The 22,107-nt window shown below is 46.9% G+C and carries 22 protein-coding genes; 8 read left to right on the top strand and 14 right to left on the bottom strand.

Annotated features, from left to right (window positions below; genetic code table 11):
• Positions 1-120: 120 nt before the first annotated feature.
• A complete protein-coding gene (locus BMW94_RS21155; RefSeq protein WP_091000904.1) occupies positions 121-1,140 on the top strand; it encodes a LacI family DNA-binding transcriptional regulator in 1,020 nt (339 codons plus the stop codon).
• 120 nt (positions 1,141-1,260) lie between these two features.
• Here BMW94_RS21155 and BMW94_RS21150 read toward each other — a convergent pair whose 3' ends face one another.
• Positions 1,261-2,046 (bottom strand): sugar phosphate isomerase/epimerase family protein, encoded by a 786-nt coding sequence (locus BMW94_RS21150; protein ID WP_091000903.1) that lies wholly within the window; start codon positions 2,044-2,046, stop codon positions 1,261-1,263.
• Between the two features lie 139 nt (positions 2,047-2,185).
• On the opposite strand from BMW94_RS21150, the gene BMW94_RS21145 reads away from it, so the two are divergent.
• Entirely contained in the window at positions 2,186-3,031 is an 846-nt protein-coding gene (locus tag BMW94_RS21145) for an AraC family transcriptional regulator (protein WP_091000902.1), read from the top strand.
• Positions 3,032-3,069: 38 nt separating this feature from the next.
• On the opposite strand, the gene BMW94_RS21140 is transcribed toward BMW94_RS21145, so the two are convergent.
• Positions 3,070-3,933 (bottom strand): AraC family transcriptional regulator, encoded by an 864-nt coding sequence (locus BMW94_RS21140; protein ID WP_091000901.1) that lies wholly within the window; start codon positions 3,931-3,933, stop codon positions 3,070-3,072.
• 151 nt (positions 3,934-4,084) lie between these two features.
• Between BMW94_RS21140 and BMW94_RS21135 the strand changes: the two genes are divergently transcribed.
• The gene (locus BMW94_RS21135) at positions 4,085-5,200 is read left to right on the top strand and encodes a glycoside hydrolase family 88 protein (RefSeq protein WP_091000900.1); all 1,116 of its coding nucleotides are present in this window, start codon (positions 4,085-4,087) and stop codon (positions 5,198-5,200) included.
• 162 nt (positions 5,201-5,362) lie between these two features.
• Here the strand turns inward: BMW94_RS21135 and BMW94_RS30610 are convergent, their stop codons facing one another.
• On the bottom strand, positions 5,363-5,506 hold the full coding sequence (locus BMW94_RS30610; RefSeq protein WP_175480787.1) for a hypothetical protein: 144 nt from the start codon (positions 5,504-5,506) through the stop codon (positions 5,363-5,365).
• Positions 5,458-5,682, bottom strand: coding sequence for a helix-turn-helix domain-containing protein (locus tag BMW94_RS31360; protein ID WP_139209381.1), 225 nt, complete (start codon positions 5,680-5,682; stop codon positions 5,458-5,460). The genes BMW94_RS30610 and BMW94_RS31360 overlap by 49 nt, the downstream gene beginning before the upstream one ends.
• Positions 5,683-6,236: 554 nt before the next feature.
• Between BMW94_RS31360 and BMW94_RS31355 the strand changes: the two genes are divergently transcribed.
• Positions 6,237-6,854 (top strand): pentapeptide repeat-containing protein, encoded by a 618-nt coding sequence (locus tag BMW94_RS31355; RefSeq protein ID WP_175480790.1) that lies wholly within the window; start codon positions 6,237-6,239, stop codon positions 6,852-6,854.
• Positions 6,855-7,500: 646 nt separating this feature from the next.
• On the opposite strand, the gene rlmD is transcribed toward BMW94_RS31355, so the two are convergent.
• Together rlmD and BMW94_RS21115 are read right to left on the bottom strand one after the other, a co-directional pair.
• Positions 7,501-9,108, bottom strand: coding sequence for a 23S rRNA (uracil(1939)-C(5))-methyltransferase RlmD (rlmD, locus tag BMW94_RS21120; protein WP_254790318.1), 1,608 nt, complete (start codon positions 9,106-9,108; stop codon positions 7,501-7,503).
• A 141-nt stretch (positions 9,109-9,249) separates the two neighbouring features.
• Positions 9,250-10,131, bottom strand: coding sequence for a diacylglycerol kinase (locus BMW94_RS21115; RefSeq protein WP_063568189.1), 882 nt, complete (start codon positions 10,129-10,131; stop codon positions 9,250-9,252).
• A 610-nt stretch (positions 10,132-10,741) separates the two neighbouring features.
• On the opposite strand from BMW94_RS21115, the gene BMW94_RS21110 reads away from it, so the two are divergent.
• Positions 10,742-11,458: an NPP1 family protein gene (locus BMW94_RS21110; RefSeq protein ID WP_091000897.1), complete on the top strand. Its 717-nt coding sequence runs from the start codon at positions 10,742-10,744 to the stop codon at positions 11,456-11,458.
• A 140-nt stretch (positions 11,459-11,598) separates the two neighbouring features.
• Here BMW94_RS21110 and BMW94_RS21105 read toward each other — a convergent pair whose 3' ends face one another.
• Together BMW94_RS21105 and BMW94_RS21100 are read right to left on the bottom strand one after the other, a co-directional pair.
• Positions 11,599-12,015 (bottom strand): DUF4395 domain-containing protein, encoded by a 417-nt coding sequence (locus BMW94_RS21105; RefSeq protein ID WP_063568191.1) that lies wholly within the window; start codon positions 12,013-12,015, stop codon positions 11,599-11,601.
• 75 nt (positions 12,016-12,090) lie between these two features.
• The gene (locus tag BMW94_RS21100) at positions 12,091-13,017 is read right to left on the bottom strand and encodes a ketopantoate reductase family protein (protein WP_091000896.1); all 927 of its coding nucleotides are present in this window, start codon (positions 13,015-13,017) and stop codon (positions 12,091-12,093) included.
• Between the two features lie 168 nt (positions 13,018-13,185).
• On the opposite strand from BMW94_RS21100, the gene BMW94_RS21095 reads away from it, so the two are divergent.
• Positions 13,186-13,746 (top strand): TetR/AcrR family transcriptional regulator, encoded by a 561-nt coding sequence (locus BMW94_RS21095; RefSeq protein WP_091000895.1) that lies wholly within the window; start codon positions 13,186-13,188, stop codon positions 13,744-13,746.
• A gap of 258 nt (positions 13,747-14,004) precedes the next feature.
• On the opposite strand, the gene BMW94_RS21090 is transcribed toward BMW94_RS21095, so the two are convergent.
• Together BMW94_RS21090 and BMW94_RS21085 are read right to left on the bottom strand one after the other, a co-directional pair.
• Complete coding sequence (locus BMW94_RS21090; protein WP_091000894.1) at positions 14,005-14,784, bottom strand: sirohydrochlorin chelatase; 780 nt, start codon at positions 14,782-14,784, stop codon at positions 14,005-14,007.
• A 2-nt stretch (positions 14,785-14,786) separates the two neighbouring features.
• A complete protein-coding gene (locus BMW94_RS21085) occupies positions 14,787-15,077 on the bottom strand; it encodes a YerC/YecD family TrpR-related protein (RefSeq protein ID WP_017690665.1) in 291 nt (96 codons plus the stop codon).
• 449 nt (positions 15,078-15,526) lie between these two features.
• Here BMW94_RS21085 and BMW94_RS21080 point away from each other — a divergent pair, with 449 nt between their 5' ends.
• A complete protein-coding gene (locus tag BMW94_RS21080; protein WP_091000893.1) occupies positions 15,527-16,159 on the top strand; it encodes a hypothetical protein in 633 nt (210 codons plus the stop codon).
• A 176-nt stretch (positions 16,160-16,335) separates the two neighbouring features.
• Complete coding sequence (locus BMW94_RS21075) at positions 16,336-17,427, top strand: DNA alkylation repair protein (protein WP_091000892.1); 1,092 nt, start codon at positions 16,336-16,338, stop codon at positions 17,425-17,427.
• 360 nt (positions 17,428-17,787) lie between these two features.
• Here the strand turns inward: BMW94_RS21075 and corA are convergent, their stop codons facing one another.
• The 4 genes from corA to BMW94_RS21050 all read right to left on the bottom strand — a co-directional run bounded on the left by corA (position 17,788) and on the right by BMW94_RS21050 (position 22,005).
• On the bottom strand, positions 17,788-18,747 hold the full coding sequence (gene corA / locus BMW94_RS21070; protein WP_091000891.1) for a magnesium/cobalt transporter CorA: 960 nt from the start codon (positions 18,745-18,747) through the stop codon (positions 17,788-17,790).
• A 352-nt stretch (positions 18,748-19,099) separates the two neighbouring features.
• Positions 19,100-20,089, bottom strand: a complete 990-nt coding sequence (locus BMW94_RS21060; protein ID WP_091000889.1) for an inorganic phosphate transporter — start codon at positions 20,087-20,089, stop codon at positions 19,100-19,102.
• Between the two features lie 14 nt (positions 20,090-20,103).
• The gene (locus tag BMW94_RS21055) at positions 20,104-20,721 is read right to left on the bottom strand and encodes a DUF47 domain-containing protein (RefSeq protein ID WP_062327047.1); all 618 of its coding nucleotides are present in this window, start codon (positions 20,719-20,721) and stop codon (positions 20,104-20,106) included.
• Positions 20,722-20,937: 216 nt separating this feature from the next.
• A complete protein-coding gene (locus tag BMW94_RS21050) occupies positions 20,938-22,005 on the bottom strand; it encodes a DUF3048 domain-containing protein (RefSeq protein WP_091000888.1) in 1,068 nt (355 codons plus the stop codon).
• Positions 22,006-22,107 lie beyond the last annotated feature (102 nt).

Below are 22,107 nucleotides of genomic sequence, written 5' to 3'. Positions count from 1 at the left end.
GGGGACTTCTAAAGTAGTTGAACTTTAGTTTAAAATAGAGCTGTCAAGCGTTAGCATGGACGATAGCTTTATGTTCGCATTCCCTAACCACACAGAGAAAAGAGGAAGGAGGTTTTGAAATTGGGGACTCGTAAATCGATTACTCTGCACGATCTTTCCCAAGAACTTGGTCTTTCGATTCAGACCATATCCAAAGCGCTGAGCGGACGAGCCGGCATGTCCGAGGAAACGCGAAGCCGCATTATCCGAACAGCCTTCGTACGTGGCTATTTAACTGTATCTCAGGCGCGTGCGATGGTCAGCCGCGGCATCACGCCCTATCCAACCTTCCAATTTCGATTTGTATTGATACAATTCCGGCAATCTATGAATTACAACGTATTGTTGACAGAGGGGATAAGAGAGAGGCTCGATCAATTGGAGCATCGACTGGAAAGCTATGTGCTGGATGAGGATGTGCCGGATCACGCATTCTCGGACTGGATGGAGCAGCGCAATTTGCCTACGGCCGACGGTCTGTTCATTGCGCCCCGTCTGCTCTCGGACTCCACAGAGCGCAAGCTGTTCGAGCTGCCTTTACCCAAGGTGCTGATTAATTATCCGAGACCGCTTTGCCGAATCGACAGCGTAATCTGGGATGTGTTCGAAGCCGTCTGCATGGCCGTGGACCGACTCGCGCAGCTTGGCCATACCCGTATTATGTACGTTGGAGATATTCACAGCCAGCGGGGGTATACAAGAAGGTGGCAGGCGTTTGAGGAAATGATGGATGAGCTTCAGTTGGACTATGACGCAGAACTGCAAATAACAGACATTTGGGACGAGTGTATGCTAATCGACAAGCTGCGCAGCCAACCAACAGCAATCATTGCCGGCATCGATGAAGATATCGTAAGGCTGTACGACAGTCTTACCTCCCTCGGCTACCTCATCCCGGAGGACATCTCCCTAGTCGGCTTGGCCAACGGACCGGTGGCGACGCTACCGCATTTAAGCCGCCCCCAGCTTCTGATCAGGGAGACCGGATATAAAGCGGCTGAGAAAATGCTATGGCGTCTCGCAAACCATGGCGCGCCTTGCGAGCATATCCGTATTGCCGGTCCTTTCCATAACGGGCAAACCATCCGGCGCTTCAGCTGAGAAGCGCCGGATGGTTTGACGCTCGGACGCATTGTCCTCTCTCTACAAAAAAGCAAGCAAAGCTGTTCCGGTTGTTCGTTCCACGGCTCATTGAGGTCCGCCTTTTCCGCAGTCGCGTTCTCAGGCTTCACCGAACAGAGTCGGTTGCAGATTGGACATTAATTGATATAGATTGGTAAAGCTAGTTTGCACGCAGCCCATCGGTGCTGTTCTGCAAACATCCTGTTCTACTACGTACCACTCGACTCCGTTCTCCTCTCCCCAGCGAATAATCGGTTCGAATTCAATCAATCCTGTACCGATTTCCGCAAATGCCTGCTCACCGTCTGCGGTCATATCCTTCATATGGATAATCGGCATCCTGTTCGCATAGGACTTGAAGAATGATGCAGGCTCAAAACCGCCCTTTTGAAGCCAATATACATCCAGCTCTGCGAGGATTTCATTGTCTACAGCAGCTTCAAGCAAGTATGAAAGTGCGTCCTGCCCCTCTATCATTGTTTCAAATTCAAAAGCATGATTGTGATAGCTGATTCGAAAGCCTTCGCCCTTCAGCTGCTTCGCAATACCGTTCAAATCTTTCTTCAGTTGTTTGTATCCGCCTTCATTTCGCAGTTCAGCTGGAATACTTGGGCAAATAATATCCCGTGTGCCGAACAGCCTGGCGTCCGAGACCACTTTGCTTGTGTTTGCAACAATGTCATGGAAGCCAACATGCATGCCCGCGGTCTTCAATCCAACTTCGTCCAAAACCCCTTTGAGTTCCTGCGGGTCATAGCCTTGAAAACCCGCAAACTGTACACCGCCATAGCCAATTTGACTTATTTTACGAAGAACTCCCGGGAAATCTACATGGCATTCCTCGCGAAGCGTATACAATTGAATCGCAATCTTATCTTTTAACAAACTACCATCTCCTTTACTTAATTAATCCCCAGTATAGTGACAATTGATTTAGAAGTGAATATCCGATTCTCTGCTTGTTGACTTATTTTGCAACATTGATGATAGTAGAAATAGTTTACTCACTTGGAGGTGACAGCAAATGATAGACTCATCGTGGATCGATTGCCTGTTGATCGGTTATTCTCATCATACGTCTCCATTCACCGGTTCCTTGCAAAAGGGCACAGCCGACAATCGCTTGCTCCTGCGCTTCCAGGTAAAAGGAACATGCCGTGTCGAGATTAACAATGAGTCACATGTTGTGCAGCCCGGCGATCTGATCATCCGCAAGCCAGGAGAATACTACCGGTTAGTGGTTGAGGCCGATAAAGACACTGAAGCCTCTCAGCCAATTGAGAGCGCCGATTACTACTTATTCTGCAGCCAGGCATGGGTTCAGCAGTGGTGCAGCAGAAATGATTTTCCAAGCAAGGTTCATCTGGATACGACGGAAGACTTCTTGGCATTGTGGAGAAAACTAATGTATGAGAAGCGGAATATTCATGGGGAAAATGCAGAAATGATGGACGCCTTGATCAAAGTTTTATGTCTAACTATCGAGAGGTATGTAGTACGGAAGCAGACGGCTCCGGCCTCCAGGCCGGAGCTCAACATTCCTTACAAAATGAAGCAGTATTTGGAGAAGCATGCTACCGAGCCGCTGACGCTGAGCCATATCGCAGAACGTTATGGCATCAGCGTATCGACAGCCTCCCACTTGTTCAAGCAAGCGTTCGGGCAATCTCCAATGCGTTATGTCATTGAGATCAGGCTGTCTATTGCCTCAGAGAGAATTCTATACAGCGACATGAAACTGGAAGATATCGCCGAAGCCTCCGGGTTTCGCAGCTATCCTTATTTCTGCCGCGCCTTCCGGGCTCATTTTCACGCCAGTCCCAGCAAATACCGCGCTCGGAACCGGCTTCACAAGGCAGAGAATCCTTAATTGGAACGAAGCAGCTATTCTATTACCGCTGCTCCCCGCTACAGCTTCAGGCGGTATTGATGCGGAGACACGCCCATAATTCGTTTGAACAGGCTAATAAAATAAGAGGTGCTTGTAAAGCCTACTTGCTCGCCAATCACTTCTACGGATTTGTTCGTCGTTTGAAGCAGACTGCAAGCCTGCTGCATTCTGCGGGCTGTCAAATAGCCCGTAATATTGCTACCCGTCTCTTGCCGAAACAGCCGGGACAAATAAGATTTTGACATGTGGAGCTCGTCCGCAAGCAGCTCCAGCTGAAAGGGCTCCCCGTAATGATGTTCAATCCATACCATAACACGTTCCGATTGGCGAATCGGCTTCATATGTTCCTCCTGCTTGGGCCCCGGAATAACCTTTCGTATAATTAACGACAGCACCTTCAACAAATAAAGCGCGCTCTGCTCATCCTTGCTGCTGGCGGAGGAAGCGAGCAGACTATTCTGGAATGCGGAGCAAGCGGCATTCAACTCTTCATTGCAATCGAACATATCTATGCCCTGCAAAGCGATAAGCCCTTGAAGCATACGTTTATAGACGTCATATAGAGCCGGAAACGGCTTTAAGTAGCTCTTCATAAATACAGGGTCGAAATGAAAGACGCTGCGTTCATAAGGCCGGCTTTCATCCACTTCCACATAGACATTATGCAGCTGATAGGGCTTGAAATAAAACAGCATGCCGGGCTTAAGCTCGTACGTCTTCTGATTGACGGTAACCGAGCCGTGTCCCTGATGCACAGCCAACACCTCGAAGCCCCGATGCCAATGATAATACCCCTCGAAATCTTGCTGCGACCAGTTGCGGTACGACCAAAGAAAAGATAGTCCCCCGTAGTCCATTTCCTGAAACAGCGTCCCCTTCACTGACTGCACCCCTTTATTTCAACAAAGTCAACAAAGTCAACAGAACAACATTTTTAACCATTGTAGCGTAACTTTGCCCATTTGTCAGAGACTATAATGATAGCAAGCAGCTTAACCACAATCATGGGTCAACGAGGAGGCTTACTACAAAATGAATCAGGCATATAAAGAGAAAACATTGGCGCAATTAACCAAAAAGGTAAAGCGCATGATAAACCAAATTGGGGATAAAACGCCCCATGTGGCAAAAGCCAACGGCAGCTATGACAGTACAGACGATAACTGGTGGACGTCCGGCTTCTGGCCCGGCCTGCTCTGGGTTATGCATGATGCAACAGGAAAAGAGTCATTCAAGGCAGCTGCTTGGGAATGGGACGCCAAGCTGCAGCGCTGCTTCCGCGAGCATCCCGTACAATTGCATCACGATGTCGGCTTTCAGTTTCTGCCGACTGCTGTCATCAAATACGAATTAACGGGCGATCAGGAAGGTCTGCGAAACGGCTTGGAGGCGGCAAACTTCCTCGCGGGACGCTTCAACGTGAATGGCGAGTTTATTCGTGCGTGGAACGGGCAAGAGGCGCTCGGCTGGGCCATTGTTGATTGCATGATGAATATCCCCCTGTTGTTCTGGGCAAGCCGCACAACCGGCGACCCGCGTTACAAGCATATCGCGATACGTCACGCGGACACCTTCCTCCGTTACGCCGTTCGCGAGGACGGTTCGGTATGTCATATTTTATCTTTTGATCCAGAAACGGGCGCGTTTATTGAACCGCTGGGCGGTCAAGGCTTGTCCGGCTCCTCGGCGTGGAGCCGAGGCAATGCCTGGGCACTTTATGGCCTCGCGATTGCTTACCGATGCACCGGACTTGAGCGTTATTTGCACGCGGCAAAGCGGGTAGCGCATTACTTTGTCGCTGCCCTGCCGGAAGATTATGTGCCGTATTGGGATTTCCGCGTAGAAAACATAGAAAACGAGCCGCGCGATACTTCCGCTGCCGCGATCGCAGCATCCGGTCTGCTAGAACTTGCTGAGCTGGTTCCATCCGCGGAACGCAGGATCTATAACGCGGCTGCCGAGAGAATCCTGTATTCACTTAGCGAGCATTATGCGACCTGGGACAATCCGGACCATGAAGCGATTCTTCTCCAAGGCACCGGACATAAGCCTCAGAACGCCAACATCAACGTATCGCTTATATACGGAGACTATTACTTCGTAGAGGCATTCGCCAAGCTTAACGGCTGGAGCCATAGGATCTTTTAGCCTGCCTCATGCCGTTTATTTTAGAGCCATTTTTTTGATTTTTGCACTATGGAATACGAATTATAAGAAAATATAGCCTCCAACACAACTCTCACTGAGATTTTGGAGGCTTCCTCATTTCATATTTGTATCTGTCCCTTTCTGTTACGATCTATGACCCGACTATTTTTTCTCCACTGGTTGGCTGCTGTCAGCACCTGGTTCGACGGTAAGGGTATTGTCGCTGTTCTCCCTATACTTTTTGACGAGGTGAGGATTTACGAGAACAGCTTCAATTCCTTGATCTGCAAGCCAGCGAGCGCGCATATACACCTCCCGTATCTAAATGCCTCCTTATCCCCATCTTCAAGGGTGAACTTCCTAAGTGCCGCCTGCGGGATTCTGATAACCCGCCCCACCTTTACAGACGGGATAGTGCCGTTTGAGACTAGACGGTGTAATGTTCGATAGGAAACCCGCAAAAGTTCTTTAGCTTCCTGCATTGTCAGTAGTAGTTCCACTACCTTCAACTCCTTTCAATGATTGTCTACATACAATACGGTAAATTATGTAATCTACTGAGCAAGAAGAACGTAAAGCGTTACAGAAGTTCATAGTAAGTCATTGCAGGGGTTGTGAATATTTGTTTATATTTCGAAAGGTAGGGACAAAGGCAAGCTAAGGCAATTGAGGTCTGAAATGATGGTATCTAAGAATTATAGGTCTTTTTTTGGGGGAGGACATATGCAGGAAAGGGGTACTTTCTAAAGCATTTAATTTTGATAGAAAGACAGGTATATTAGCAGCTTCATGTTAATTATAGAATCACACGCTCCTTATTTTGCCCCCGCCGATACGGTTGGGGCTTTCTTTGTGCGTACAGAAGATATTCGCAAAAATTTCAGGCGGGTATGACAAGCCTTAACTTCAGGGTATGTTCAACAGCCTTTTCTCTAGGCACTGGGTAGAAGTATAATGAAAAATTAAGTAAAGGAAGTTCTCTTAAATTGGAATGGGGGGGGGAGTAAGTGGTTAAAAAAAATGAACTATATTTAAGTTGAATACATTTTACGGTCAAAAGTTGGGACAGAAATATAACTATAAGTATTTTTGTAAGAGCAGGTCTTTTAGGGCTTCCTTCAGAGGAAGCGAATTTAATCATGTTAACTTTAGAGGTGCAATAATTACTTCGAGCAGTTTCAAAAAGTGTAAATTTAATGGGGTAGAATTTCTTGGTACAAACCTGAAGAAGTGTAATTTCGAGGGGGCGCATTTCAAGAATACCATTTTTGTGGGTGCTTTATTAGAAAGTTGCAAGTTTAAGAGCGCTACTTTTAAAACTGTTATTTTTGTTAATATGAACTTCGATAATGTGAGGTCATTAGATTTAAGTAACCCTCAAATTACCATATTAAAAGAATACCCTAGAATTGTAATCAGTACTGACTTGCAGACGAGTCTTGATGACTTAATTGGTAATTCCTTTATATCGACCTATAAAGTTTTGCATTTGAGCACTAAAAAACTTAATCACCTGAACTTAAAGATCTTGTTAGAAACATTTTCAGAAGAAAGTCTAATAAAAGGACTAAAAATTCTGAAGGAGAAGAATACGAAGGATATTTATACAGTCAGTTCTTTAATGAACTATTTGAAACGCGAACTGCGAGTATGATATATTTTTAATGTCCGGTCTCAGCAATCGGAAGATTGTTAAGCTAATGTCAATAGCGGACAAGGCGTAATAGCTGGCATTCGGGAGGTGGTGTCTATGGTAGGAGACGTAGCAACTGTAACAGGGTTTATTGCTTTAGTTGTAGTGAAGCTTATCAATTACTTAAGCACTAACTTCCGATTGTTTGAGATAGATCTATAAATAATTAACAAGCACCCTTTTAGAAGATGGGTGCTTTTTTTGTGTTACTAGGAAGTATACTGAGCAAATGTTATTTGTAGCCCTATCAATTCTAATAATATTAAATCCCCAAGAATTGAACACTAAGGAGAACTAGATAAAGAGGATACCCAAGGTTCTCAACCGCCATCTATCGTATGATCATAAACATTAAGTGTCCCTATTATGTCTCACCGATACATCTCAACCATTAGTCTTTCCTGACTAAGAATGAGTAAATTTCATTTTTGTTGAATACATATTTTAAAATTTGATATCTCAGCAATATAAAGAATCACTAAATTTTTTTTTATCTTTCGACAAGTTCCTAGTATCTTCCTACTAGTCTCATCGAATAAACGCGAAAAATTAAAAAAAGAAGCGGGGTTTCCCCCGCTCTGCTGTATACGCCAATACACCTAAACTATTAGTCTTTCCTGACTAACAGTGAACAGCACTCCACATGAACCGTATGCGGGAACATGTCCACTGGGGTTACCTCAACCGTCCGATAACCGCCATCCTCCAATAATCGCAGATCACGTGCCAAGGTACTCGGATTACAACTCACATACACCACGCGCTCCGGCTTCATCTCCAGGATTGTATCCAGCAAACGTGGATCGCAGCCTTTACGCGGTGGATCGACGACGATGACATCTGCTTCGATGCCTTGCTCTTTCCAACGTGGGATTACATCTTCGGATGCACCCACTTCGAATTTCACGTTCTTCATCTCATTTAGCAGCGCATTGCTACGCGCATCCTCGATCGCTTCAGGCACAATCTCCACCCCGTACACCTGATCCGCATGTTGCGCGAGGAAAAGAGAAATCGTTCCGATGCCGCAATAGGCATCAATGACGGTCTCTTTACCACTCAGTCCTGCGTACTCCACCGTCTTCCCATAAAGCACTTCCGTCTGCACCGGATTCACCTGGTAGAACGAACGTGCCGAGATGGCAAACTGCACATCCCCGATATAATCATAGATTACATCACGTCCCCAGAGAACGCGGGTCTCATCGCCAAAGATGACGTTGGTCTGTTTCTTGTTTACGTTCTGGCAGATGCTCGCCACATGCGGAATCGCTTCACGGATACTACCGATCCATGCATCCTTGTGTGGGATGTCGCGGCCATTGGTGACGAGAACGAGCATCATCTCACCTGTACGGAACGCCTTCTTCACAACCACATGACGCAGTAGGCCGCGGCCTGTCTCTTCGTTATAGGCACTGATTCCAAAATGACTGCCGATCTCCTTGACCTTCGCAACCACTTCGTCATTGTGCTCATGCTGAATCAAGCAGGTGTCCATGTCGATGATCCGATGGCTCCCTTTGGCGTAAAAACCACCCACCAAGCCGCCCTCGGCTGCACCGATAGGCACCTGTGCCTTGTTGCGATAGCGCCATGGCTCGTCCATGCCCATGGTAGGCAGCACACGAATGCCCTGTTGCTCGGCACCTTCCGCATCCTCCACCAACACATTCAGCTTGCCGATCCGCTGCAAATTGTCCACCACCAGCTGGCGTTTCCACGCAAGCTGTCCAGCGTAGCTCATATGCTGGATCTGGCAGCCGCCGCACTGATCGTAGATCGGGCAAGGCGCGGACACTCGATCCGGACTCGCCTTCACAATCTCCAGCAGTTTGGCGTAGCCGTACTGCTTCTTGGTCTTCATCACGCGCACGCGTACAGTTTCGCCCGGAAGCGCACCTTGCACGAACAGCGTGTATCCATTGGCACGGCCGACACCTTCACCGTCATGGTTCATGCCGATGATATCGATGACGGTCTCTTCATTTTTGCTTACAGGAAGTCCTTCGATTGGTGCAGATTCACGTTCCCGTCCCTTCGGACGAACGGCAGAAAGAGATGCGCCTTGTGGCCGCACCTCTTTCCCTTGCTGACGTGTAGATGGACGAGATGATTTGCTCGGCTGGCGGGATGCTGAAGCATTCCCTTGCCCCTGTGAGGCAGCCGAATTCCGGCGGTTTTTTCCACGACCGCTGCGGTTCGTATTAGACAACGTACATTCACTTCTTTCTTCATATATGTTCATCCCTTGTTCAAGGGAGATTCCATTCATTTTCAGGCACCATGAGATTATACGTGATCCCACTGCACACGGCAACAGGAAATCACATTTTCTCCCCGATCCATACTACGCTTAACGATACAACATCAGGTGATGACGCAGGTTCTTGAATGTCGCAGGCAATGTGCCGCCCAGCTCGCCATCCAGGTTCAACTGTACATAGCCCGGCGACGTTACTTCCATATAATCCGTTTGGAAATGAACGACCTTCTTGTCGTTCAGATGTTCACCACGCAGCGCAAGGGTTACGAGGCGAATCATGTCAGCCAGATTACATTTGCGCACACCGATCACATCGAACAGACCATCATCAATGGTCGCACCCGGAGCCAGCTTCTCGAAGCCTCCAACGGAGTTCGTATTGGCAATGAGGAACAGCATGAATTCATCATGAATTTCTTCCTGACCCGCGGCACGGATAACCAATTCCTGCGGAGACAGGCTCGCCATTTTTTCAATACCCTTCATATAGTAGGCCAGTTGCCCAATCATCGTTTTCAGACGGCTTGGCACCTCATAGGTCAGTTCGGTTAACGAACCCCCGCCTGCAATATTGATAAAATATTTATCATTCGCCTTGCCCAGATCGAGCGGACGAAGCTGCTGGTTGATGACCAGATCCACGTAATCTTCCCACTGCCTCGGAATACCCAGCGCACGCGCAAAATCATTGGTCGTTCCCAACGGAAATACACCCAGCGGAGGACGATTCTCCCGCTCGGCCATACCGTTAATGACTTCATACAATGTACCGTCGCCGCCAGCGGCAATGATCATGTCATATCCACGTTCAATCGCCAGCTCCGCTTCCCGGGTTGCATCTCCCTCACCGGTTGTTGCGTGACACGAGGCTTCAATACCACCTTGATCCAAACGCTGCAAAATATCAGCCAGACGTTTCTTCATTTCTTCCCGGCCTGAAGTCGGATTATATATCAAGCGAGCTTTTTTCATCTCATACGCCACCTATTCCACATTATCCATGAGTCTGAACGACCTCATTTTCTTACTATCTGAGAGTGACCGTAGTCGGGCATCATTTTACACAATGACTCACGTCCGTTAATCCTGCCCCAACACTTTTCTCTACTTATATATATGCATAAGGAATTCCGTCTCATTCCAAAGCCTTTATGTACTATCATATCATCAAATGTGAAGATGTCCTAGCCTGTAATACATAAGTAATTATTTTCATATTGATTATAACGAAATTTTACACCTGGATAACAATAACGATAAACCCTCAAGAATTACCTTATTCCAGCAATGACAACATACTTTCTGTTCACTTCCGAACTTGTCTATCCTTTACAAAATAAACCTCTGGCACTCCTCTTGAATCTAATTCTATGGATTTACTGTAAATTATAACCATCCATCACCATTCTGCCCGCTTGGGCCGGAAATAGTCTTATACCTTCTCAAATCATGAGAACAACATATCCTGCAAAAAATTTACAAAAATCCGAACAAGATGACAAATAAAATGAAACCTTTTCCAATATAGTCTTAGTGCATCCTCAACACATTCCATTATCATACCCATGAAGGAGATCACCGAATGAAAAAACTCGTAGTATTGCTTATGGTTTCGCTCTTGGCCTGTATTCCCTTTGTCACAGACGTTGAAGCGGCAGTGATTAACCATGATCAGGTTGTCGGATTCCAGGAAGTAAGTCCCGTCACAGTCACGCAAATCGCAGCCAAGCGTTTCCAACCCTACTTAAAAGTCTACCATGGATGTGTTCCATTCCCCGCTGTGGATCAACAGGGCAATACCAATGCAGGCTTGCAGACCTCCGGTTCACCTAGTGGAAATTGCAGCTCAAGCACAGGCCAAGTGTACTCCCGTTCGGCATGGCATAATGGCGTATGGGCTATTATGTACGCGTGGTATTTCCCGAAAGACTCCCCTTCCTCCGGCCTCGGCCATCGTCATGACTGGGAAGGTATCGTTGTATGGGTAGACAATCCCGCAGCACAAAATCCTCAAATCCTCTCCATCGCCTATTCAGGACATGGGCAGTTCACGAATGTTGCACCAAGTAACACGAACCTGAACGGTACAAATCCTTTGATTAGTTACAACAGTACCTGGCCTCTAAACCATGAGCTTGGTGTTACTGGAACCGTCGGTGGAATGCAGCCTTTGATCGGTTGGGATAATCTGACGTCTGCGGCCCGCAATGCGCTGAATACGACCGATTTTGGCAGTGCCAATGTTCCGTTGAACGACAGCAATTTTACGAACAATTTAAACAAGGCCTGGTTTAGATAAAAAGGTCTTTCTCTCTCCATTTGAATACATGCTTCGTGCAGAGAACAGAATTAACCGCCATCCTCTTTTGAAAAAAAAGTAAAATCCCCTTCAAGTAGACACAGAACTTGGAGGGGATTGCTTTTGCAACTACATTTAGTTTAGAAGCCAATTTTTCTGCCAGCACGGAGCTGTTTATACCAAAAATATACGGTGCAGCCCACACAATAACCGAGCAATGCGGCACTTGCAGCGAGGAGAAGCATCGACGAGAAAATATAACCTGCTACCTGCCAACCAAGGCCGAATGAGACAAGTGCCAGCGTGAGAAACAATACGGCCAGAACATTGTTGAAGCGTTGCAGTTCCACTGCCTGTGTCTCTGTCCCTTTTCCAGTTAACACGGCCTTCCCAATCTGCACAAACAGATTAAGCTTGCCTCCGGATGCCAGACCGACAACTTGAATGATCCATAATGCTCCCAGAATTAACGGCTGGTTGAACAGAAATGACAGGACAACAAATAGCACAATCCCAATCTGGTTCGCTTTGACATAGCGCATAGGCACTTCCCGCATCTACATATCTCCTTATCCCCATTTTATTAGTTGGTTTAATTGTAGTCGGTATGGGGACTTTGAGCAATAGTCATCTCATTTGAGATTAGAATATTCTTTTTTGAGCACATCCCAATGAGGAGTAGGCGTGCGGGTAGCCTTTTTCCAATCGGTAAATGCATTATCTAACGCCTCGATCTCTCCAAAGGAACCCGCAACCAGTTTATAGATCGGAAGCATACTATACATCTTCAACAGAAGGTAAAACATCCGTTGATGTTTGCGAATCAGTTTGGCCTGAATCTCCGGTATAATCGTTATGCCCATAGCCTCAAGCACGCTAAAGCCCTCATCCATCGCCCCAATCATATGCTGGAGTTGCTTTCTGTTCCCGTCCAGCTGGATCATCTCACGCTTCTCATTAAAGCTCACCGCATTAAGCATCAGAATGGGCACAATATGGCTTTTCAGCCAGGCATCGATATCGTCCAGGTAATTCAACTTGTATTTCGTCTTCTCAAAAGCTTGATCCAGTATCGATTTAAAGGCAATCTCACCGTCCAGCCCACCAATTACCATTTGCCCTCTTGCTCCACCAATAGATAACATCCGGTCTTCTTGCCGCCGCCCACCGCTGACCTGGAAACCAAACGCTATCCTTTTTTCTACCTTGCTGTTTTCCTCCAAAAAGAGTTGCATGCTTCGTGCATCTGCATTGTTACCGACAATTACCACATTCCTGCTCTGATTGGCCGCTAATATAGGCAGTACTGATGGAAAATCGTTATACTTCATAACCACGAAAATAAGATCATATTCATCATTCTCTTCCAGTGTTCTTGTTACCCGAACCGGATCAACGGTCGTTTTAAACTGGAACACATGACGAATGACAATACCATCTCTCTCCAGTTCCTCTGCCCGCTTCCCTCTAGCCAGAATGGTGACGTCATTTCCCCCGCGTACCAGAACCTGCGCCAACTGACTGCCCAGAACACCTGCCCCATACACTAATATATTCATTAGTTATCCCTCTATTTCAAATTTTTATGGATATTCGTTGCTTTATCAACATTTGTTGATAAAATAAGAGTAACAAAGCATCTGCAACGCTTCAATCACTAAAATATCCGTTATTGTTGAATAATCAACGAATGGAGCCATATTGTTGAAAACATCAAAGGAGGAGCCATGGACAGACGAGTAGTTAAAACAAGAAAAGCCATAACCGATGCCTTTATCGGATTGTTGGAAGAGCAGGATTTCGAGCAAATTACGATTAATGAGATTGCTGATCGGGCCAATGTGAACCGTGGTACCGTCTATTTGCACTACACGGACAAGTTCGATCTGCTGGATCAAAGCATTGAGACGTATTTGCAGCAGCTGGTGGAGAGCTGTATGGTGGAGAGTCCTACAACGCCCATAACCATCAAGGACGCGTTGCTCCGCACCTTCCGTTACCTGGAGCTGCACGCCCCCGTTTATACCACCCTATTAACCCAAAAAGGCATTCCTGCTTTTCGAAACCGGCTGATGAACATCCTGATTCAGGGAGTGGAAGAGCAGGTTGATGCGTGCGGCATTCACAAAGGTATCAATCGGGAGATCACTGTACAATTTCTGGCTTCTGCCGCCGCTGGGCTGCTGGAATGGTGGATCATGAATTCCATGCCTTATCCGGCACAGGAGATTGTCGAAGAACTGATGTCTTTGCTGGAGCTTCATCTGATTCTTCCTTCTCAGGTATAGGGTAAACAAGTAGCTACGGATTGAATGAACAGGAGATCATATGTTGCTGCGACTCCCCCCTGGACGTCATACAGTATGACGCCTTCGCCTCGTTCAATAATGAGAGGAGCTTTGCCAAACCTAAAAAAACACGCCTGATTCGGCGTGTTTTGTCTAAAATACATATAAAAACAAAAAAACGGCATCTCTGCCGTTTGTGTTTAAGCTATTGTTAGAACTAACGGGAATAATCGCTGGTAGCGACCTGTTTTCCCTCTCCTAAACCTTAACCTCATTACATCTTTCCAGTAAACGTTGAATTTGGCGCTCCAGCCACGTTCCTAATAGCGGATGTGGAAGCAGCGTCTCACCACTATATGCGTAATCCAGTTCCTTCAATCGGCGCGGGATCACCTTCATGGTGAAATAACCGGCACTCAAAAACAACGGCGCCACAACAACCCGGCTCCCCCGCTCTTCACTCCAGTATTTCGCCTTGTCGTACACACTATCCGGATTTAGCAGCGCATAATCGGTATGAGCAACACCGCTGACTTCCTGCACCCGCTGTGCGAGTGAAGAAATGCCCGCTTCCCAGCGCTGACGGAATCCATCGTGAATACTCCCATGTCCGACTAACAGGATCGTCTCCTGTTCTGGTTGCTGCGACAGGGCCTTTACCTTGTCCCAGACCATAACCGCAATATCCGGGTCGTTATCCACAGGATAACCGAAGTGAATTTGTGCATTTACCTCGAATGGTTCCAGATCAGTCTCACGCTCCGGAGCGTCTTTGGCACCGATGGCATACTCAATCTCATCCACATGTGTACTACCGGACGAAACAAACAGAGGTACGACCAATATATCAGTTACGTCCTGTGCTTCCAGTCGGTTGATACCGTCCTGGATCAGGCGTCCTTCCACCAGTTCAAGAAACCCGGCTTCAATGGGCAAAGATTCAGGTAGATTCAACCGGGAGATCGCGTCATCGACGGATTCTACCCAGGTCTTCTCCTGAGAACCGTGACTAATGATGAGTACACCCGGCTTCTTCATCCTTAACGTCCCAGGCGTTCCAGCGTCATTTTATAACCGTCATTACCATAGTTCAGGCAGCGTTTTACACGAGAGATCGTGGCTGTACTTGCACCTGTCTCAGCTTCAATCTGGTTATAGGTATTTCCTTTGCCAAGCATACGTGCTACTTCCAGCCGCTGGGACATGGATTGAATCTCGTTTACCGTGCAGAGGTCATCAAAAAACACATAACACTCTTCAATATCTTTCAGAGTCAAAATAGCCTCAAATAATTGTTCAATGCTTTTATCATTTAGCTTTTTCAGCTGCATTTCATCATCATCCCCTAGCGGTTACTGTGTACCTTCATTGTACCCAGCCTGAGTTGGTATTTCAAGCGTTAACGATTTCACGCACTACAGAATAAAAATACATGTTACCGCTTTCATATAACATTAATGTCCTCCGTGCGCGCACAATACCCCTCTATCTCTCGATTTATCCCATTTTTCACCGTATATTCCCGATTAATTATGTAGGAATTATTATGTTTAAAATGTGACAATTTTGTGTCCAAACCATATAATTCCACTGCGAACCTATCATACTCTCCTGCGCCCAAATCCGCAAATATCCCGTTTTACGGGATACCCGCCTACGCCGTCTCTCCGCTAATGACATACAGTATAGCAAAAGGGAGTTCCACCTCGGTCTGTTATGCACGTCCAGCAGCTGAAGGAACGCAATTCCGAAATCCAACATAGAAGGAACGTGATAGTTCATGCCACAGCATTATTATCACCGCCAGCCCGCTCCACGGCAGCGTCCGTCTTCCCATACGCAACGGCAGGCCCATACTACTGCCTATACGCCGCCACGGGCATTGAATGAAGCTCAGGTTCCACCCATGTATCCTGGAGTAGAGCCTTACTACCCTCAATTCCAAGAGGTTGAAGCATCCGGACTTGTGCCTTATAGTCCAGGTGGTCCGGGGGGACCCGGTGGAAACTTTTTCGGCGGGGGAGCTCCTGTTGCTCCCCCTGTTTCGGTGGAAGCGCCTGCGTCTTCCTCAGGCTTTTCCCTGGCCAACATCGGAGAACTGAAAGGAATGATCGACCGCTTCGGTGGAATTGACGGGATCATGAATGGAATCGGCAAAATGCAAAAGGTCGTTGGCGGATTCCAGCAGATGGCACCCATGATGAAACTGGTGATGGGGATTCTGCCTTTTGGAAAAGGAAAAAAAGGAAGCAGTGTTGCGGATAAAGATTATGAGGAGTATTCGCCACCTCGCTCACGCAAACGCCGTAAAAAAGCGACCGCTGCTCCGCGCAAACGGAACACGAATAGTAAAACTGGCCGGAATAAATCCAATTCTACCAAACGTCGTCCCAAAAAAAGCAAAAAGCTCTAACACTTTTCCCAGGCGCCCTCTTACATAAGAGGGTGCCTTAATCCACTTCCATCCTACTCTCCCCTTTAATCCACTCATTCGTTCATATAAGAGAATATTCATAACCTTTTTTGAGAACCTATGTTCTTATTCCCGTGAATTGAGGTATACTGAGTTATAGATAAAGGAGGCGGATTATGGAACTGTTTAAAGATAAATATACTCCCGCATTAATCGACCGGACAGGAGAATGGTTACACCAATTCTACCCCAAGTTGGACAAGCAGCAATTTCGTGAACTTGTATTTGCCGAAGGCTGGGGAGAGCTGGAATTCAAAGCTCGGATCCGCCGCATTACGTCGGCATTGACCGAAGTTCTCCCTGACAACTATGAAGAGGCATTACACGTGATTGAGCAGGCAGCACCACAGATGCGAGGGGTCGAGTATCTGTTCGTTCCCGATTTTATTGAAGTCAACGGACTTGCGCCGGACAACTACGAACTATCCATGAAGTACTTGACCCTCTTCACACCTTATTCCAGTTCCGAGTTCGCGGTACGCCCGTTTATTGAACGATACCCGATCGAAACGATGAAACGCATGATGGAATGGACGGGAAGTCCCAGTGAACATATACGCAGGCTTGCAAGTGAAGGCAGCCGTCCACGTCTTCCATGGGGCTCCAAACTTCGGGGGTTCATCACCGATCCAACACCAGTGCTTCCCATTCTGCATGAATTGAAGCAGGACGAGTCCCTGTATGTCCGGAAAAGTGTAGCCAATCACCTGAACGACATCTCGAAAGACCATCCTGAACTGGTCCTGGATTTGGCCACAAGCTGGTACGGACAACATGAACATACGGACTGGATCGTTCGTCATGCAAGCCGCTCATTACTGAAAAAGGGACATCCGAAGGCGCTGAGTCTCTTTGGTTATGTCGAGCAGGATGCGACACATATCGAGCATCTTCAGCTTGCAAGAGATACCGTTGCCATCGGGGAAGATCTTCATTTTTCCTTTGATGTCGTTAATGAAAGTGGTCAGTCACAGATGCTGCGGATCGAATATGAAATCGGATATATGAAAGCAAATGGCAAGCAGGCACCCAAACGGTTCAAATGCTCTGACAAAACCTTCCCTACCGGAAGAACCAAGATTGCAACGAAGCAATCGTTCAAAGTCATTACAACGAGAAAACATTACGCTGGTTTGCATACGCTAACGATTGTCGTTAATGGACAACCTGCTGCTACGGCCACATTTGTATTGGAGGAAGCAGAGTAACCTACACTATGCATGTAGCCCTCCAACTTATCATGAAAACGTAGCACGGATCATTTTGTGATATGAATCCCATGTTAAAATTCAGCTCATGGAACCCATTCCTTGAGCAATTCCCCAAGGTGTCTTCAGTACTGAAGATGCCTTTTACTATTTTCACCCTGTTCGTAACAGCCTAATTCCCCTCAAGCTTAAGTTATGCACAGGATGCTTCCTGATGTATCTTATCCACATGTGGACATCTATTCCGGAAACGAATCTATATGTACTCCTAATTGCCCTCTTATGCACATCCTAAACAGGCTAAAGAAGCGATCTTTGCAGACCGCTAACTCTTCACTTGCTATCAAGTTCTATTCTTCCTTACTTAAACCAGCCCCGCTTCACGAACCAGGCCACCATGCTTCCGCCCAGAACAAACATCAGCAGCAGCACCGCTCCATACCCAAACTTCCATTGTAACTCAGGCATATAAGCAAAGTTCATGCCATAGATCCCTGCGATCAGCGTCAGTGGCATAAAGACTGTTGTAATCACGGTGAGGGTCTTCATAATCTGGTTCATTCGATTGGAATTCAAGGAGATGTAACTGTCGCGCAGGTCCGCCGTCATTTCCCGATCAGCTTCAATCATGTCTGTCAGCTTTAACAAATGATCATAGATATCAGTAAAATAAACGGTATGCTCCCCTGTTCGCTGCACATGCTGAGAATTGACTACCCGATAGAGCAGATCCCTCATAGGCACTACCGTCCGTCTAAGCTTCAGCAGTCGACTGCGCAAGTCGAACACCTGATTCATCAGGTCTTCCACCGACTCCTTGCCGCCCCGGTTCTCCAGTTCAGCCAGCTCATCCTCTATGGCAAACAGAGACGGGAAATAATGATCGACCAGCTTGTCCATCACCGTATATGCAGCTGCCACCGGGCCTCGAGCCCAGATGGTTCGTTCGTGCGCATGATGCAGCAACCTCTCCCAAGCTTCATCGACTTCCTCCAGTGCCCCGTGATGATAGGATACCAGGAAGTTTGCACCCAGAAACAGGTCTACCTCTTCCGCTTCCAATGTGGTCGGATTGAGTGCATGCAGCACGAGGAACTGCAAATTGTCATAATAATCGAGCTTGGGTCGCTGCAACACATGCATGCAATCCTCAATAGCTAATGGGTGAAAATGAAAATATGTATCCAGCAACTGGCTTTCCTCTTCGGAAGGCTGATTGAAATCTGCCCATACCCAGGCGTAATCCTGCAGATCCAGCTGTGTCAGCGATACATTTACCGATACCTGATGATCCCGTGAGATGGCGAGTGTACGAATCATAAATTAGACCACGTCCTTGTCTTGTATCCTTTACGTTATTGTACAACTTTAACCATTGAACCGTCTCCTGCAACAGCCCATTATACACACGTTATCGTGCAAACGCGACAACAAAAAAAGCCAACCCTGTTGGCTTCTCTCATTTCCCTATCCACAGTCTCCTGTATCCACAGGAATATCTTCTTTTGGTTTATCATTCCACGGATGGCTATCCACATATCCAGCCTGTCCACACGTTCATGCACAGGCGTCTCTTCTTTTTGGTTGTATAATTGTCCACATATCCCGATATTCACAACGTTATGAACAGCTTGTCTGAAACGCAGCATATGTCCCGAAACACTTTTTCGAATTAGAAAATGATCCAGTATAACAATCCTGCCAGCGCCCCGGTAATCGGAATTGTAATGAACCACGTAATAATGATACGTCCGGCAAGTCCCCATTTCACGGCTGAGAAACGTTTCGCGGAACCAACACCCAGAATTGCAGATGTGATTGCGTGAGTTGTACTCACCGGCAGGTGAAGCAACGTTGCCGTGAAAATAACAGATGCGGCTGATAGATCTGCTGCAAATCCGTTAATCGGTTCAATTTTAAAAATTTTGGTTCCCATCGTTTTGATGATTTTCCAACCACCGATGGAAGTACCAAGCGCCATCGCTGTTGCCGCGGAGATTTTAACCCACAACGGAACATCCAGATGATCCTGTACGCCTGCTGCGACCAGTGCAAAAGTAATAATCCCCATCGCCTTCTGCGCATCATTGGTACCATGCGTAAACGCCTGAAGCGCTGCTGTGAAAATCTGTACCGTACGGAAACCTTTGTTCACGTTATGCGGACTGCGTTTGGCAAAAATATATTTGAGAATGGTCATGACCACATAACCGATGGCAAATGCAATCAGAGGTGATAATAACAATCCTCCGACGATGTCAATAAATCCACTCCATTTGACTTTATCAGCGCCTGCGCCAACGAGTACAGCTCCTGCAAGGGCTCCAATCAATGCATGTGAGGAAGAGGACGGAATACCAAACCACCATGTAACCAGGTTCCAGATAATCGCCGCGATCAAGGTGACTATGACGACCTCGATCCCGTTATCCAGCGTGGTGGGGTCGGTTACACTCCCCCCAATCGTCTTCGCAACTCCCGTAAACATCATGGCACCGACAAAGTTCATCACCGCAGCCATAAGAATAGCTCGGCGTGGTGTCAGTGCTCGTGTCGAGACCGAAGTTGCAATGGCATTCGCCGTATCGTGGAATCCGTTGATGAAGTCAAACGCCAGTGCAAGGAAGACGACTATACCCAATACCCAAATCGTTGTTTCCATTATTCTCTGGCTCCTTAAGAATTACGCATGATGATGGATTCAAGCACGTTGGCAACATGTTCACAAGCATCCGTTGTTGTTTCAAGACGCTCGTAGATTTCTTTGCGCTTGATCAATTCAATCGGATCAGGCACAGTAGCGAAGAGGTTCTTGATACAGTTGCGCAGCACTTCGTCTCCCTGGTTTTCCAGATCGTTCAAACGAATTGTGTACTCGCGGATCGCCAGCAATTTTTTCTGAGACAGCAAATGAATGGCCTTCTGAATTTCGTAAGCCGATTGGCGCAAAATTTCAGCGAATTGAACGATATATTCGTCCGGGTCAGTCAGTTGGTACATATAGAAACGGGAAGCCGTTGCTTCGAGCCCGTCCAATACGTCATCAAGTGTCGTTGTCAGTTCCATAATATCATCGCGTTCGATCGGCGTGATAAATGTCTTGTTGAGCTCTGTAATGATGGTATGAACATAATCATCACACTGGGACTCGTACTTCTTCATTTCATTGGCAAAAAGAGTCACATCCTGAAGGTTGGAAACATGTTGGGAGAAATAATCAGCCGCTTGCACGACCGTATCTGCCATGTTCTCTAGTGTCTCAAAAAATATATCCTTCTTCTTCTTAAGCTTCATAGCTCTATCCCCTTTACGAGAAATTGCCGATAACCGATGAAACATGAAATGACAACCTTTGATATCTTATCATAAATGTTTCACGGTTTGTACATAAGGCATGATCCTTTTTTATATTCTTATCACAGAAATCTGAAATGAATCTTAATTATTTGGAATGGCTGGAAAAATGATGATGAAATTTTACACTGCGTTTACATTTCTCTTCAAATTGGATTATTTTTGAATTTCGACATGCCCTGCAAAGTCAGGCTGATTCGGAACGATACTGATAAAAGTCTTCCCAGGAACAAGAGCAACTTCGGACCCATGTTGTACAAATCGAATAATATCACCCGGCTTTTTGACCCATTGCCCTCGAATCATTTTGCCTTTCTGAAACAGCATGGCTTCACCGCCCTGCTCCAAATTAACGGACAATCTGCCCACATTATCGAGCACCTTGTGATCCGCACCCGCTACAATAATATTCGCCGCTCCGATCGGATTGCCGTTATCCATATCCTGATCTGCCTTCCCATTCACCAATCTCATATATCGTCCGCTAACTTCATCATAATCATACGTGACCCGGTAACTCTCCAATAAATAATGAATATCGAACTGCTTGGCCAACTCCCCGGCAGAGGTGGCACCTTCCTCGTTATACGTATATATAGGGGACTTAAAGTCGTGACTGTAGCCTTTGGTGTCCGCACCTTCTCTTAGCTTGTCCACCGACGTGTACAGATTGTGCGGTGCTTTACGATCGGAGGAACGCCAGAAATAAGGGCCGCTATTCGATATCTCATCCATATGCTGTTTCTGCTGCTTTTGCAAAATGGAATAGGCATCCGGGCTGCCGCCCGCATGAACCAATACCCCATCGTAACTCTCACCAAGCTCGATCAGATACGGACGGATACTGCGCACAGGTCCAACCGTGTCTGCCCCGCCTTCACTTTGGAAGATGGCAATAAAACGGGTAATGCCTCCCTCAGCGAGCACTTCGATCATAATATCTGCCGCACTCAGACCTGACTGGGGCCGCGCTGCTGGAGCATTGTTAATCATAACCGCCAGTGGGCGGCGCGTAATGGCTTCATCAACAGGCAGACCCGTCAGCGGCGCTGTGTAGAGCGACGTGGCAGGTTCTTCTGTCTCTTGTTCTTCCTGTACGGGTGTAGGAACGGACTCCGGCTTCGGAATTTGAACCATCTCCTTATTCTGGCAAGCAACCAGACTTGAGGCGAGAATAAGCAGCGATGCCGCAGAAATCATCTTGTTCCATTTCAATTGCTTCAATATATGAACCTCCTGGACGATATGGCTGAAATCTAGGCTGTAGTTGCTCTTATGTAGGTGACCATTTCACGTATTTCTTTCCATTTAATCACACACAGCACC

The organism is Paenibacillus sp. OK003, from assembly GCF_900109515.1.
In the GTDB taxonomy this organism is placed as follows: Bacteria; Bacillota; Bacilli; order Paenibacillales; family Paenibacillaceae; genus Paenibacillus; species Paenibacillus marchantiae.
Note: the sequence above shows the minus strand (reverse complement) of the source record. Positions and strands in the feature narration are given on the sequence as shown.

Excerpts from the sequence above, each read along its gene's own strand:
- corA (WP_091000891.1), bottom strand. The coding sequence starts at position 18,747 with ATGATTCGTACACTCGCCATCTCACGGGATCATCAGGTATCGGTAAAT.
- BMW94_RS21055 (WP_062327047.1), bottom strand. The coding sequence starts at position 20,721 with ATGAAGCTTAAGAAGAAGAAGGATATATTTTTTGAGACACTAGAGAAC.
- BMW94_RS21085 (WP_017690665.1), bottom strand. The coding sequence starts at position 15,077 with ATGCAGCTGAAAAAGCTAAATGATAAAAGCATTGAACAATTATTTGAG.
- BMW94_RS21100 (WP_091000896.1), bottom strand. The coding sequence starts at position 13,017 with ATGAATATATTAGTGTATGGGGCAGGTGTTCTGGGCAGTCAGTTGGCG.
- BMW94_RS30610 (WP_175480787.1), bottom strand. The coding sequence starts at position 5,506 with ATGCGCGCTCGCTGGCTTGCAGATCAAGGAATTGAAGCTGTTCTCGTA.
- BMW94_RS21105 (WP_063568191.1), bottom strand. The coding sequence starts at position 12,015 with ATGCGGGAAGTGCCTATGCGCTATGTCAAAGCGAACCAGATTGGGATT.
- BMW94_RS21060 (WP_091000889.1), bottom strand. The coding sequence starts at position 20,089 with ATGGAAACAACGATTTGGGTATTGGGTATAGTCGTCTTCCTTGCACTG.
- BMW94_RS31360 (WP_139209381.1), bottom strand. The coding sequence starts at position 5,682 with ATGCAGGAAGCTAAAGAACTTTTGCGGGTTTCCTATCGAACATTACAC.
- BMW94_RS21080 (WP_091000893.1), top strand. The coding sequence starts at position 15,527 with ATGCCACAGCATTATTATCACCGCCAGCCCGCTCCACGGCAGCGTCCG.
- BMW94_RS21090 (WP_091000894.1), bottom strand. The coding sequence starts at position 14,784 with ATGAAGAAGCCGGGTGTACTCATCATTAGTCACGGTTCTCAGGAGAAG.
- BMW94_RS21095 (WP_091000895.1), top strand. The coding sequence starts at position 13,186 with ATGGACAGACGAGTAGTTAAAACAAGAAAAGCCATAACCGATGCCTTT.
- BMW94_RS21115 (WP_063568189.1), bottom strand. The coding sequence starts at position 10,131 with ATGAAAAAAGCTCGCTTGATATATAATCCGACTTCAGGCCGGGAAGAA.
- BMW94_RS21075 (WP_091000892.1), top strand. The coding sequence starts at position 16,336 with ATGGAACTGTTTAAAGATAAATATACTCCCGCATTAATCGACCGGACA.
- BMW94_RS21145 (WP_091000902.1), top strand. The coding sequence starts at position 2,186 with ATGATAGACTCATCGTGGATCGATTGCCTGTTGATCGGTTATTCTCAT.
- BMW94_RS21110 (WP_091000897.1), top strand. The coding sequence starts at position 10,742 with ATGAAAAAACTCGTAGTATTGCTTATGGTTTCGCTCTTGGCCTGTATT.
- BMW94_RS21135 (WP_091000900.1), top strand. The coding sequence starts at position 4,085 with ATGAATCAGGCATATAAAGAGAAAACATTGGCGCAATTAACCAAAAAG.